The 13,507-nt window shown below is 68.5% G+C and carries 11 protein-coding genes; 8 read left to right on the top strand and 3 right to left on the bottom strand.

Annotation, left to right across the window (positions count from 1 at the left end):
• Positions 1–36: 36 nt before the first annotated feature.
• Both AAW00_RS08075 and AAW00_RS08070 read right to left on the bottom strand, forming a co-directional pair.
• On the bottom strand, positions 37–1,926 hold the full coding sequence (locus AAW00_RS08075) for a hypothetical protein (protein ID WP_156170012.1): 1,890 nt from the start codon (positions 1,924–1,926) through the stop codon (positions 37–39).
• A gap of 45 nt (positions 1,927–1,971) precedes the next feature.
• Positions 1,972–3,198, bottom strand: coding sequence for a TIGR04063 family PEP-CTERM/XrtA system glycosyltransferase (locus tag AAW00_RS08070; protein WP_047003859.1), 1,227 nt, complete (start codon positions 3,196–3,198; stop codon positions 1,972–1,974).
• Between the two features lie 98 nt (positions 3,199–3,296).
• On the opposite strand from AAW00_RS08070, the gene AAW00_RS15240 reads away from it, so the two are divergent.
• The 4 genes from AAW00_RS15240 to AAW00_RS08055 are packed head-to-tail and all read left to right on the top strand — an operon-like array spanning position 3,297 to position 6,608.
• Positions 3,297–3,455 carry a hypothetical protein gene (locus AAW00_RS15240; protein WP_169747306.1) on the top strand — a complete coding sequence of 53 codons (159 nt, stop codon included), beginning with the start codon at positions 3,297–3,299 and terminating at the stop codon, positions 3,453–3,455.
• A complete protein-coding gene (locus AAW00_RS08065) occupies positions 3,448–4,806 on the top strand; it encodes a putative O-glycosylation ligase, exosortase A system-associated (protein ID WP_047003858.1) in 1,359 nt (452 codons plus the stop codon). The genes AAW00_RS15240 and AAW00_RS08065 overlap by 8 nt, the downstream gene beginning before the upstream one ends.
• Complete coding sequence (locus AAW00_RS08060) at positions 4,773–5,909, top strand: acyltransferase family protein (RefSeq protein ID WP_241461672.1); 1,137 nt, start codon at positions 4,773–4,775, stop codon at positions 5,907–5,909. The genes AAW00_RS08065 and AAW00_RS08060 overlap by 34 nt, the downstream gene beginning before the upstream one ends.
• 54 nt (positions 5,910–5,963) lie before the next feature.
• Complete coding sequence (locus tag AAW00_RS08055) at positions 5,964–6,608, top strand: DUF4126 domain-containing protein (RefSeq protein WP_047004507.1); 645 nt, start codon at positions 5,964–5,966, stop codon at positions 6,606–6,608.
• Between the two features lie 58 nt (positions 6,609–6,666).
• On the opposite strand, the gene AAW00_RS08050 is transcribed toward AAW00_RS08055, so the two are convergent.
• Positions 6,667–7,887, bottom strand: a complete 1,221-nt coding sequence (locus AAW00_RS08050) for a polyhydroxyalkanoate depolymerase (protein WP_047003857.1) — start codon at positions 7,885–7,887, stop codon at positions 6,667–6,669.
• An 87-nt stretch (positions 7,888–7,974) separates the two neighbouring features.
• On the opposite strand from AAW00_RS08050, the gene AAW00_RS08045 reads away from it, so the two are divergent.
• The 4 genes from AAW00_RS08045 (at position 7,975) to AAW00_RS08030 (ending at position 13,394) form a co-directional block, all read left to right on the top strand.
• A complete protein-coding gene (locus AAW00_RS08045; protein ID WP_047003856.1) occupies positions 7,975–9,774 on the top strand; it encodes an ABC transporter transmembrane domain-containing protein in 1,800 nt (599 codons plus the stop codon).
• A 129-nt stretch (positions 9,775–9,903) separates the two neighbouring features.
• Positions 9,904–12,018, top strand: coding sequence for a M13 family metallopeptidase (locus AAW00_RS08040; RefSeq protein ID WP_047003855.1), 2,115 nt, complete (start codon positions 9,904–9,906; stop codon positions 12,016–12,018).
• A 116-nt stretch (positions 12,019–12,134) separates the two neighbouring features.
• Positions 12,135–12,947, top strand: coding sequence for an undecaprenyl-diphosphate phosphatase (locus AAW00_RS08035; protein ID WP_047003854.1), 813 nt, complete (start codon positions 12,135–12,137; stop codon positions 12,945–12,947).
• A 177-nt stretch (positions 12,948–13,124) separates the two neighbouring features.
• Positions 13,125–13,394: a hypothetical protein gene (locus AAW00_RS08030; protein ID WP_047003853.1), complete on the top strand. Its 270-nt coding sequence runs from the start codon at positions 13,125–13,127 to the stop codon at positions 13,392–13,394.
• Positions 13,395–13,507 lie beyond the last annotated feature (113 nt).

Here is a 13,507-nt window from a genome sequence, read left to right as displayed (position 1 = left end):
TGTGCAGCGCACAACCCGCGCGCTGCGGGCCTGTGCCTACTTGCTCATGCGCTGCAGGTTGAGCAGTGCCTCGCGCAGGGCGCGCTCGTTGTCGTCGTTCGAGGCGCGGTGCTGCGGCTCGGCGCTGCGCTGCGCGGACGGCGGGTCGAACGGGCGCGCCCCGCCAGTTGGAGCAGGCTGCACGGCGGGACGCCGCGCTTCCTCGTTGGGGAACTGCACCGCGGGCTGCGCCATCTCGGGTTCCGGCTCCTCGATCCGCACGAATTCCTCGCCGCGCTTGAACGGGTTCTCGATCCCCGAAAGCGAGCCGTAGGTGCGGTCCACACTGGCCGGAACCTCGGCGGCTGGGCGCGGCGCGGGTGCGGGCTGGGGCGCGGGTTGGGGCGCGGGAGGGGCGATGTCGAACGACGGGCGCGGCGTGGGGGTGGCGCGGGTCGTCGCCGTGCCGAGCGGCAGACTGAACGAGGCGGCGAGCCCGTCCAGGTCCTCGTCGTCCTCGGCCAAATCGTCTGCCGGCGCATCGAACGGTCCCTTGCCGGCGTTCACGCGGATGGCGCTGGAGAAGGGCGCATAGCCCATTCCCGGCATCGGGGCAGTGGCGTTCGGCGCATCTTCGGCCGGAGCCGACGGAGCGGCGGCAAGCGCGGCGCCGGGACGCGAGAAGTAGGCGGCCATTGCCTCGGCGGCGTCGTCGGCGGCGGCAGGATCGAAATCCTCGGGCACCGGCGGCGCGGCGTGCGCGGACTGCTCGGCCATGGGCTGGGGAGCTTGGCTCGCCGCGCCGGCGGCAGCGGCAGCGGCTTGGCGTTCGGCGACGAAGGCGCGATGTCTTTCGAGCGTGCTGCCGAGGCGCTGGACGAGCTGCACGAGACCCTCGCCTTCGTGCTCCGCCGGTTCGGCATCGGCGGGCGCGGCGTCGAAGTCTTCGGCAAGCGCGATCGGCGGATCGTCCTCGGACTGCGCGAGCGGACGGGCAAAGGCTTCGAAGGGGGGGATGTCGGACACGGGATCCTCGCTGGTGGTATCGCCTTGCGGCTCTTGGACGGTCGGTTCGGGATCGGAGGGATGGAACGGCGAAGGCGCGTCGAAAGGCCGCGCCGCATCCTGCGTCGCTGGCTCGGCCGGCTGGTCGAAGGGCTGCGCCTCCGCGGTTTCTTCCGCCGCCGCGGGCACTTCCCGGCGCAGCATCGACGGCGGCGAGAAGGGCAGCGGGTCGGGCTGGGGCTGGCGCAGGGGTTTCTGGGCGAGGACGGGACGCACGACTTCCTGCCGCGGCTCCTCGGACGCGCTTGCAGGCTCCGCCGGTTCCTCCTCGATCTCGGCCAATTCCTCGATGTCGGCCAGTTCCTCGGCCTCTGCCAGGTCAAAGGCATCGTCGTGCGATTCCGGCTCGGCAGCGTAGGCGGGCAGGCCATTGCCGGGCAGCGGGGCGGGCTCGAGCAGGGTGCTCGTCGCATCCTCGTCTGCGTCCATCGCCAGCGCACGGCGACGGCCGAGAATCGGGCGATCCTCGGGAAAGTCGTCCTCGTCGTCGAACATCGGCTCGTCGCAGTCGTCCTCGTCGTAAGTCTCGCGCGCGACCTTGGAACGCTTGCCCCTGGCCGGGCGCATGTCGGCGACGGCGGGCGTGCGCGGACCGACCACGCGGCGCGCGGCGACGAGACCGAGCAGCGCGCCGAGCACGGTGGCGACCAGCGCGATGGCGGCGCGGGCAGTGAAGCCGAGCGGCGGCGCGGCCTCGGGCACCAGCGCGGCGAGGCCGGTCGCGGTGACGACGCGCTCGACCAGCTGCACCGGCACGATCAGCGAGCCGAGCCCGAAGAGCGCGGCGAACCACAGCGCGACGATCGCCGGGAAGGCGGGATGCGCGCTGACGGGCGGCCTGCCGCCTCGTTTTGCGGAGTGATCCATCGGGATCGATGCCACGGGCAATTCCTGTTCGGCGCCGCCGGTCGCTCGCCCGAATCTCGCTCAGGCGGCGGCCGGAATGCGGCTGTTCGGCGAACTTGTTAACAGCCCTTGGTAAACGACCCGATAACGCTCTGCATTGCGATGCCAGTCGTGATTCTCGCGCACGTGGGCGTGGGCCGCCGCGCGCATGGCGGGCCACTCGTCGCGCCGGTCGACGAGGTCGGCGAGCGCATTTGCGCAGGCCGCCGGATCGTCGGGCGCGAACAGCGTGCCGGTGACGCCGTGGGTCATGAGTTCGCGGTGTCCGCCCACGTCGCTCGCGGCGACAAGCTGCATCTGCGCCATCGCTTCCAGCGGCTTCAATGGCGTGACGAGATCGGTCAGGCGGCTTTTCTTGCGCGGATAGGCCATCACGTCGGTCAGGGCGTAGAAGCGTTCGACCTCGGAGTGCGGCACGCGGCCGGCGAAGTGGATCGCATCCTGCGCCGGAGAGGCGGCGGCCTGCGCCTTCAGCGCACCCTCCATCGGCCCGCCGCCCACCAGCAGCAGCCGGGCGCCGGGGTGGCGCGCCAGCAGGATCGGCATGGCGGCGATGAGGTCGTCCAGCCCCTCGTAATCGTAGAAGCTGCCGATGAAGCCGACGACCGGGCCTTCGCCCAGCCCCAACTCCTCGGCCAGGCTCTCGTCGCGGGCGGCGGGTTCGCCGAACAGGGTCAGGTCGACGCCGTTGGGCATCACGCCGATCTTGGCAGGCGATACGCCCCGCGCCACGAGGTCGTCCTTCAGCCCCTGGCAGATGGTCATCACGTGGTCGGCCCCGGCGACCGCCATGTTTTCCAGCTGGCGGGTGAGGCGGTACTTGAGCGAGCCCTCGCGGCCCGAGAGGTTGCCGACGGCGGCATCTTCCCAGAAGGCGCGGATCTCGTAGACCACGGGAATGCCCAGCCGCCGTCCCGCGCGCACTGCGGCGAGGCCATCGAGCGCGGGGGAGTGGGCGTGGATCACGTCGGGCCGCCAGTCCTGCGCCAGCGCGACGACGGCATCGGCGAGCGCGCCGATCTCGCGCCATTCCTTCAGGCCCGCCGGCCCCTCGACCCTTGCCGTGGTGCGATGAAAGGTCAGGCCGTCGACGGTCTCCACGGCGGGGCCGGGCTCGACATGGCGCACGCCGGTGATCCCGCGCACGTCCATGCCCAGCGCCTGCTGCGCTTTCAGGATCGCGCGGGAGCGAAAGGTGTAGCCGGAGTGCAGCGGCAGCGAGTGGTCGAGGACGTGGAGGATGCGCATGACGAGCCCCTCCTTGCCAGTTTTTACTTAACGGCGCGTCAAGACCCTGCCGCTATGGCGATGATCCCGCCCATTGCCGCAAGCGAGCGCCGCGCGACGTGATCGACATCTTTTCCATCCTGCTGACGCACGGGCTGATCCTGCTCGCCTGCTGGCGGATGCTGCCGCGCGCCGATCTCGACGACGAGACGGCGGGCGTTGCGCCGGCTCCGGCGCGCCCGTGGTTGAAGGAAGGAGGGGAGAGCGCCGATGCGTGACCTCGTCCTGCTCGCCTTCATCGCCGCGGTCATGGCGATGGGCCTGAAGCGCCCGTTCCTGTGGGTGCTGCTCTATATCTACGTCGACATCGTCGCGCCGCAGAAGGTGGCCTGGGGCGTGCTCACGCAGCTTTCCATCTCGCTGGTGGTCTTCGTGCTCGCCTTCGTCGGCTACTTCGCGCTCGACAGCAAGAAGGGCAGCCGCTTCACCGGGCGGCAGGGCCTCATTCTGCTGTTCCTGCTGTGGTGCGGGATGACGACGCTGTGGGCCGATTTCCAGGACAGCGCCTGGGAAAAGTGGGACTGGGTGTGGAAAGGCCTCGTCTTCGCCGCCTTCCTGCCGCTGACCTTGCGCACGCGCCTCAGGGTAGAGGCCGCCGCCCTCGTCATGGTGCTGAGCGCTGCGACGATCATCATCCCCGCCGGCATCAAGACGATCTTTTCCGGCGGCGGGGGATACGGCAACCTCGCCTCGCTGGTGGCGGAGAACACCGGGCTTTACGAGGGCAGCACGCTTTCGACTGTGGCGGTGGCGATGATCCCGCTGGTGCTGTGGAGCGCGCGCTGGTCCACCATCGTCACCGAACGGCGGCTGGCTATGGTCTTCGCCGTGGCGCTGTGCTTTGCCGCGCTGCTGGTGCCGGTGGGCACGCAGACGCGCACGGGCCTCGTATGCATCGGCGTGCTGGCGGTGCTTTCGCTGCGCGCCTCGCGCCACAAGCTGCTTTACGCGGGGCTCGCGGCGGCGGCGATGGTGGTGGCGATCCCGTTCCTGCCCGCGAGCTATACCGAGCGCATGGGCACCATCGTCGATCACCAGTCCGACCAGTCGGCCTCAACCCGCGTGGCGGTGTGGGAATGGACATGGGACTACGCCAAGAGCCATCCGCTGGGCGGCGGGTTCGATGCCTATCGCGGCAACAGCTTCACTTATGAAACGCGCGAGACCGAGCAGGTCGGCGGCACCAGCGAGGTGACCTATACCGAGGTCACGGAATCGGCGCGTGCCTATCACTCCGCCTATTTCGAGGTGCTGGGCGAGCAGGGCTATGTCGGCATCCTCATCTGGTTTGCCATCCACCTTTCCGGCCTGTGGCAGATGGAGCGCCTGCGCCGCCGCCTCGCGGGCCGCGAGGATGACGAGGGCCGCCGCTGGCGCGCGCTGGCGACGGCCCTGCAGCACGGCCATATCGTCTATCTCGTCGGTGCGGCCTTCATCGGCGTCGGCTACCAGCCCTTCGTCTTCATGATGGTCGGGCTGGAGATCGCGCTCGTCGCCGTGGCCCGCCGCGAGCGGGGAGAGGAGCGGGCGCGGCCTTGGCTGAAAGAGCCGGAGGCGGCGGCGACGTGATCGCTCCTCCGCTCTATCCCTCCTCGCCGCATCTGCCCGCGTTGACGGGCCTGCGGGGCGTGGCGGCGTGGATGGTCGTCTTCTACCACGCCCGCGCCGCGCTTGCCGGATGGATGCCGGCCGAGGCGCTGGGCGTATTCGGCTACGGCTACCTCGCGGTGGACCTGTTCTTCATGCTGTCGGGCTTCGTCATGTGGCTGAACTACGGCCCGAAGCTGCGCGCGAGCGGGCTGGCGGGCGCGCCGGACTTCTGGTGGCGGCGCGTGGCGCGGATCTGGCCGCTGCACGCCGCGGTGCTGCTGGCGCTCGTCGGCTTCGTCGCGGTGCTGCTGGCGACGGGGCGCGACACCGCGGGCTATCCATTGGGCGAGCTACCACTGCACCTCGTGCTGGCGCAGAACTGGGGCTTTACCGACGCGCTCAGCTGGAACCACCCGGCCTGGTCGATCAGCGCGGAGATCGGCGCTTACGTGCTTTTCCCCTTCCTTGTACTCGCCCTGCGCTGGGAAAATCTGCCGCGCGCCGTTCTCTGGGCGCTGGTCGGCCTGCTGGCGCTAGCTTTGTGGGCGGTGTTCGCCGCCCTCGGGGCGAGTTCGCTGGGCGAGGAGATCTCCCGGCTGGGCCTCGTGCGCTGCGTGCTGCAATTCGCCATTGGCATGGCGCTCGCCAACCTGTGGCGCCTGGGCGGTGGGGCCTGGCTGCCGGGCCTTTTTGGCGCGATTGCCCTCGCTGCGTGGCTGGCGGCGGGCTGGGGCGAGGCGCTTTTGGTGCCGCTGGGCTTTGCCGGGCTGCTGCTGGCGCTGGCGCTGTCCGCCGGACGGCTCGCGCGCCTGCTCGGCAGTCGACCGCTCGAATGGCTGGGGGACGTCAGCTATGCCACCTACCTCATCCACTTTCCGCTGTTCGTGCTCGCCAAGATCGCGCTGGCCGATGAACTGGGGGCGGACGAGGCCGCGCGCGTCTCGCCGCTCGGCTTCGCGCTCTATTGCGCCGTGCTGCTGGGCCTGAGCCACCTCGCCTACACCCGGCTGGAGAAGCCCGCGCAAGGTCTCCTGCGCCGCTGGCGACCCGGTCGCGGCCGCGCCGCCGTGCCGGCGGAATAGCTCGACAAGCCGCGCGGGCCGTAGGATAGATCCGCCATGGATAGCGCCGCGAGCCTGCCCCTGATCGAGCTGCTCGGCATCGCCGCGAGCGCAAGCCTCCTGGCGGGCTGGCGGATGTATCTCGTGGTGTTGGCGACGGGGATCGCCATGCGCACGGGCTACGTGCCGCTGCCCGACCACCTCGAGGGGCTGCAGGTCCTCGCCAATCCCTGGGTGATGGGCATTGCCGCCCTCGGCGCGGCGGCGGAGTTCTTCGCCGACAAGGTGGCCTGGCTCGATTCGATCTGGGACGCGGCACACACCTTCGTGCGGCCCGTGGGCGGCGCATTGCTGGCGCTGGCCATCGTCGATCCCGGCGACCCGGCGATGCAGGTAGTGGCTTTTCTCCTCGGCGGCGGCGGCGCACTGGCGGCGCACGGGGCCAAGGCGGGCGCGAGAGCAGCGATCAATACCTCGCCGGAGCCGGTCAGCAACGTGGCCATGTCCACGCTTGAGGACGCCGCGAGCGTGGGCCTGCTGTGGCTGATCTACGAATACCCCTGGGCGGCGGCTGGCGTGGCGGCACTGCTGCTGGCGCTGACCGTGTGGCTGGTGCTGACGCTGAGGAAGCTAATCCGACGGGTGTTCGGGCGACGCAATCCTCCCCCGGCGGGGGAGGGGGACCATGCAAAGCATGGTGGAGGGGCACCTTCGGCCTAGCTTGCGGTGCCCCTCCACCACCCTGTGGGTGGTCCCCCTCCCCGTACCGGGGAGGACCTCACCCATTATCCCGCATGAACTGCTCGACCACCGGCGCGATTTTCGTGCGCCACTTGCTGCCGTTGAAAATGCCGTAATGCCCCACGTCCTTGGCGAGGTGATACTTCTTCTTCGCTTCGGGCAGCCTGGGCGCCAGCTGCAGCGCCGCGCGGGTCTGGCCGATACCGGAAATGTCGTCGAGCTCGCCCTCGATCGCCAGCAGCGCGGTATCGCGGATCGCGCCCGGGTCGATCGCCTTGCCGCGGTGGACAAACTCGCCCTTGGGCAGCGAGTGGTTCTGGAACACGTGCTCGATGGTCTGGAGATAGAACTCCGCCGTCATGTCGCAGACCGAGAGGTACTCGTCGTAGAACTGCTTGGTGCGCGTCGCGCTCTCGGTGTCGCCCAGGGTGAGATGCTTGAACATCTCGTAGTGGCTCATCATGTGGTCGGCGAGGTTCATGCTCATGAACCCGGCGAGCTGCAGGAAGCCCGGATAGACCCGCCGTCCCGCGCCCGGATAGGTGAAGGGCACCGTCGCGATCACGTTGTTGCGGAACCAGCTCAATGGCTTGTCCATCGCCAGATCGTTGACGCCCGTCGGGCTGGCGCGGGTATCGACCGGGCCGCCCATCATGGTGAGGCTTTTGGGCCGGCACTCGTCCTTCGCGGCGGCCATCACCGCGGTGGCGGCGAATGCGGGCACGCTCGGCTGGCACACGGCGAGCATGTGCGTCTCCGGACCGATTTGCCGGAGGAACTCGATCAGATAGTCGATGTAGTCGTCGAGATCGAAGCTGCCTTCGCTGACGGGCACCATGCGCGCGTCCGCCCAGTCGGTAATCCAGACCTGGCTGCTTTCCACCATGCGCTGCACCGTGCCGCGCAGCAGCGTGGCGTAGTGCCCGCTCATCGGCGCGACGATCAGCAGCTTGGGCGCATTGGCGGGCAGTCCGTCGCGCACGAAGCGCCGGAGGTTGCCGAAGGGCTTCTCGAACACCACCGCCTCGCTGACGGGATACTGCTTGCCGTCCACCTCGACGGGCTGCAGGTCGAACTCGGGCTTGCCGCGCTCCTCGTAGAGATGGGCGAAGACCTTGAGCGCGCTCGCCGTGGCGGGGCCGACCCCGGCGTAACCCATCGGCAGGGCCGGGTTGTCGAGCAGGCGGGCGCCAACGGCGGCCATGTTGGCGGCGCCGGCCAGCCAGGTCTTCTGGAATTCGTAGGCGGAATAGAGCAAGTTCGCGTCCCTTCGCTGTTGCAGCACGATGTGGCGTATTGCGTTGCCGATTGCAACGCGCCCCTCACCTGCTAGGGCGGGCGCGACATGGCGCTGCCCTCCGAAAAGCCGGAATCCGAAACCGAGGCGAAGCCCGCGCGCTCGCTCGGCCCGCTGCGGATGATCTTTCGCGAGGCGCTGAAATATCCATGGCACTACACGGCCGCGATGATCGCGCTCCTGGTGACGGCCACCGTCACCTCGCTGGCCCTGCCCTCCGCGCTCAAGCTGATCATCGATCGCGGTTTCGGCGGCGAGGAGGACGTGGGGCGCTGGTTCCGCTACCTGCTGATCCTCGTCGGCGTCCTCGGCCTCGGCACGGCGGTCAGGTTCTATTTCATCAGCTGGCTGGGCGAGCGGGTGGTCGCCGACGTGCGCACGCGGGTCTACGACAACCTCCTGCGGCTCTCGCCCTCGTTCTTCGAGGAGAACAGCCCCAAGGAAATCTCCAGCCGCATGGTCGCCGATACCGCGATCATCGAGCAGGTGGTGGGCACGACGCTGTCGGTCGCACTGCGCAACACCATCATGGTGATCCTGGGCGTCGGCTACCTGTTCTGGCTCGCCCCCCAGCTCGCCGTCTGGCTGGTGCTGGGCCTGCCGCTGGTAATGATCCCACTGGTGGTGTTCGGTCGCCGGTTGAAGGGCGTGAGCCGCGACAGCCAGGATCGCGTGGCGGACGTGGGCGGCATCACCACCGAGGTGCTCTCGGCGATGAAGATCGTCCAGGGTTTCAACCAGGAGGGCCGCGAGAGCGGACGCTTCGCCGCCGCGGTGGAGCGCACCTTCGCCACCGCCAAGGTGCGCATCATGCTGCGCGCGGTGATGACGGCGCTGCTCATCACGCTGATCTTCGGCGGGCTGGTGCTGCTCCTGTGGCGCGGCGCGGTGCTGGTGACGACGGGAGAAATCACCGGTGGCACCATCGGTGCCTTCATCTTTGCCGGCGTCATCGTCGCAGGCAGCGCCGGCGCTCTGACCGAAGTCATGGGAGACCTCTTGCGCGGCGCGGGTGCGGCGAGCCGGCTGGGCGAGCTGATGGCGGAGGAGCCGGTCATCACCGCGCCCGCCCGCCCGCAGGCCCTGCCGCATCCGCCGCGCGGCAGCCTCGCCTTTTCCGGCGTCACCTTCAGCTATCCCACGCGCCCGGGCGAGAACGCCATCGCGGATTTCACCCTCACCGTGGAGCCGGGCGAGACCGTGGCCATCGTCGGCCCCTCGGGCGCGGGCAAGAGCACGGTGTTCCAGCTCGCCGAGCGGTTCTACGATCCGCAGGCGGGCACGGTGCGGATGGACGGCGTGCCGCTGACACAGGCCGACCCCGCCGAGGTGCGCCGCCGCATGGCATTGGTGCCGCAGGAAGGCGTGCTGTTTGCCGCCAATGCCCGCGACAACCTGCGCTACGGCGCATGGGATGCCAGCGACGAGGCCATCTGGGAGGCGGCCCGCGCGGCCAATGCCGAGCAATTCCTGCGCGACCTGCCCGACGGGCTCGATACCTTCCTCGGCGAGGGCGGGGCGCGGCTGTCGGGCGGGCAGCGCCAGCGCATGGCCATCGCCCGCGCTCTCCTGCGCGATGCGCCCATCCTCTTGCTCGACGAGGCGACGAGCGCGCTCGATGCCGAGAGCGAGCGGCTGGTGCAGGATGCACTCGAGCGGCTGATGGCAGAGCGCACCACGCTCGTCATTGCCCACCGCCTCGCCACCGTGCGCGCGGCGGACCGGATCGTGGTGATGGAAGGCGGGCGCATCGTCGAGATCGGCGATCACGCCAGCCTGTCCGCCGAAGGTGGCCTTTATGCGCGGTTGGCGGCGTTGCAATTCGCCGATACGGCCAATCCAGCCTGACGGGCGCCGACCCCTTGTCGAGCGGCGATTGCCGTTCGTCGAATTGGTAACGACAGAAACCGTTCATCCAGTTTGTGCTAAAGCGTTGCCGTTCAAACATTTCCGATCGAAAAACAGAGGACTGCCGGAATGATCCGCAAGCTATTGATTACCTCGGTTTCGGCCCTTGGCTTGGCCGTTTCCGTTCCCGCCCTGGCGCAGGACGATGCCGCCCCGCTGCCCACAATGGACTTCGGCACCTGGGGTGTCGGTACCGACCTGATTGACCAGAGCGTCGATCCCGGTGACGATTTCAACGCCTACGTAAATGGTAAGTGGATCGCGGCGACCGAAATTCCTGCCGACCGTTCGCGCTTCGGCGCCTTCGACCTGCTGCGCGAGAAGTCGATCGCTGACGTGTCGGCGCTTGTGCGCGAACTCGCCGCCTCCAACCCGGCTGCCGGCACGCAGGAACGCCGCATTGTCGATGCCTACAACGCTTATCTGAACGAGGACGCGATCAACGCCGCCGGCCTCGCCCCTGCGCAACCTTACCTCGACACCATCCGCAACGCGCCCGACCTCGCGAGCCTTGTCGCCCTGTTCGAGGAACCCGGCTACCCCGGCCTTGTCAGCGCCAGCGTGACCGTGGACGACCGCGATCCCAACACCTACGTCCCCTCGGTCGGCTTTTCCGGCATGGGCCTGCCGAGCCGCGAGTACTATCTCGAGGACACTCCGCGCTACACCGAGGTGCGCGCCCGCTATATGGACTTCCTCGCCTTCATGCTCGGCCAGGCCGGCTATGCCGACCCCGCCTCGATGGCGCAGCAGGTCTACGACTTCGAGCACGACGTGGCCGAGGTCGAATGGGCTCGCCAGGTTCTGCGCATCCCCGAACTGCGCTACAACGTGCTGACGCGCGACGAGCTGCTGGCCCTGTCGCCCGACTTCCCGCTCGAAACCGTGCTGGAAACCGGCGGCTTCAACGAACAGCAGCGCTTCCTCGTCTCGCAGCTGCCGCCGACCGCGGAGGAGATCGAGACGCTCGGCCTCACCGAAGCGCAGCTGGGCATGATGGGCGGCGGCCTGCCGGCCATGATGGACCTGCTCGCCGAAACGCCGCTCGATACGATCAAGGCCTACATGGCTGTGCGCTTCCTGTCGGGTAACGCCTCGGTCCTGCCGACCGCCATCGACGATGCCAACTTCGCCTTCTACGGCGGGGTCATCAGCGGCCAGACCGAGCAGCAGGCGCGCTGGAAGCGGGCCATCTCGGCAGCCGAGGGCTCGCTCGGTGAACAGCTCGGCAGCCTCTATGCCGACCGCTATTTCCCGGCCGCCTCCAAGGCGCAGATGGACGAACTGGTCGCCAACCTGCGGCGCGCCATGCGCAGCTTCATCGCCGAGAACGAGTGGATGGCCCCGGAAACCCGGGCGCAGGCCGAAGCCAAGCTCGACAGCTTCATGCCGATGATCGGCTACCCTGACGAGTTCGAAGCCTACGACGGCCTCGAAATCCGCGCCGACGATCCGCTGGGCAACCGTATCCGCACCTCGGCCTGGCGCATCGCCGACAACCTCGCCAAGCTCGGCGGACCGGTCGATCGCCGCGAGTGGGGCATGCTGCCGCAGACGGTTAACGCCTACTACAACCCGGTCTTCAACCAGATCGTGTTTCCGGCGGCCATCCTGCAGGCGCCCTTCTTCAACGCCTCGGCCGATCCGGCAGTGAACTATGGCGGCATCGGTGCCGTCATCGGCCACGAAATGGGTCACGGCTTCGACGACCAGGGATCGCAGTACGATGCGACCGGCACGCTCGCCAATTGGTGGACCGCCGAGGATCGCGCCGGCTTCGAGGAGATGGCGACGCGCATGTCCGACATGATCGACGCCTACTGCCCGCTCGACGATGGCAGCACCTGCACCATCGGCCGGCTGGGCCTGGGCGAAACGCTGGGCGACGTGGTCGGTTTGCAAATGGCTTATCGCGCCTACCAGCTCTACCTGAACGGGCAGGAAGCCCCCGTGATCGACGGCCTCACCGGCGACCAGCGCTTCTTCCTCGGCTTCGCGCAGGTGTGGCGTGGCAAGATCCGCGAGGAAGCGCTGCGGGCGCAGATCGTGGGCGATCCGCATCCGCCCAGCGAGTTCCGCCTGAACAACGCCGTGCGCCATCTCGACGCCTGGTACGATGCCTTCGGCGTCACCCCGGACGACGAGCTCTATTTGCCGCCGGAAGAGCGTATCCGGATCTGGTAAGCGCCTTGGCGCCATCCAATAAAGGGCCCGCCCGGCAGCCGCCGCGGCGGGCCTTTTCGCATCTGCGGGATGGTCGCGCTTGACTTGCGCGTGCCGGACGGGGAAGCGCAGGCGCCATGGACGATACCACGCTGACCGCCATCCTCCTCGGCATCGTCGAGGGCCTGACCGAGTTCCTGCCGGTGTCCTCCACCGGGCACCTCATCCTCGCGACCGAGGCGCTCGGCTACGATGCGGAGCGATGGGCGGTGTTCAACATCGCCATCCAGCCCGGCGCGATCCTGGCCGTCGTCGTGCTGTACTGGCGTACCTTCTGGGACGCTTTCATCGGCCTTTTCACTTGGGATCCGAAGGCCGTCGCCTTCGTGCGCAACCTGCTCGTTGCCTTCACCCCGGCCGTGGTTCTGGGGCTGGCCTTCGGCGACGAGATCGAGATGCTGCTCGAAAACGCCACGGTGGTCGCCTGGGCGCTGATCGTCGGCGGTTTCGCCATCCTGGCGGTCGAGCATTTCGCCAACCCGGGGCGCGAGCACGTGGGCGTGGCCGCGCTCAGCCTGAAGCAATCGGCGCTGGTCGGCGCGGTGCAGTGCCTGGCGATGGTGCCCGGCGTAAGCCGTTCGGGCGCGACGATCATGGGCGCGTTGTGCCTCGGCGTGGACCGCAAGACCGCGGCGGAGTTCAGCTTTTTCCTCGCTTTGCCGACACTCACCGGCGCCACCGTGCTGCAACTTTGGAAGCACGGCGACGGCATCGGCGCTAACGGCGTTGGCTGGAGCGAGATCGCCTTAGGCTTCGTCGTGTCCTTCGTTGTGGCGTTGGCGGTAATCAAGGCCTTCGTCGCCTATGTCAGCCGGCACGGGTTCAAGCCCTTCGCATGGTATCGCATCGTCATCGGTGCGGCGGCCTTGGCCTGGCTGACGCTGCGTTAACGATAGAAAGAGGGGAACCGGCGGCGCTCCGGTCGGTTTGGCACTTGGAATTGCGACGGAAATGCGGCAGCATTGCGTCGCAGTCGCCCGATTTGGGCCATAGGCGGATCTCACCGCTGGCTCGCCGGCCATCGTTTCGCAATTGCGCGGCGCGAGGTCACAAGAAGGGGAATACCAATGAAGAAGATCATCGCTTTCGCCGCCGCCGCCACCCTGGGCCTGGGCCTCGCCGCCTGTGACAGCCCGGCCGAAGAAGCCGCCGAGGAGCAGGCCGAAGCCATGGAAGACCAGGCTGACACCATGGAAGCCAATGGCCAGATCACCGACGCCCAGGCCGACGTGATGGAAGAGCAGGCCGACCGCGTCGAGGATGCCGCCGAAGGCGACACCGACATGGGCACCAACGACGATCCGATCGGCTCGACCGTCGACGAATCGACCATGTAATCTCCTCGTCCGGCGCGCGCTCGTCAGAGCGCTTGGCCGGGCAGGAAAAAGGGGGTCGGAACGCCATGCGTTCCGGCCCCTTTTTCATGGCAAGAGCGGGGCGGGGCTGCCCC

It is taken from the genome of Aurantiacibacter luteus (genome assembly GCF_001010945.1).
GTDB lineage: Bacteria > Pseudomonadota > Alphaproteobacteria > Sphingomonadales > Sphingomonadaceae > Alteraurantiacibacter > Alteraurantiacibacter luteus.
This window is presented reverse-complemented; position numbering and strand designations above follow the sequence as displayed.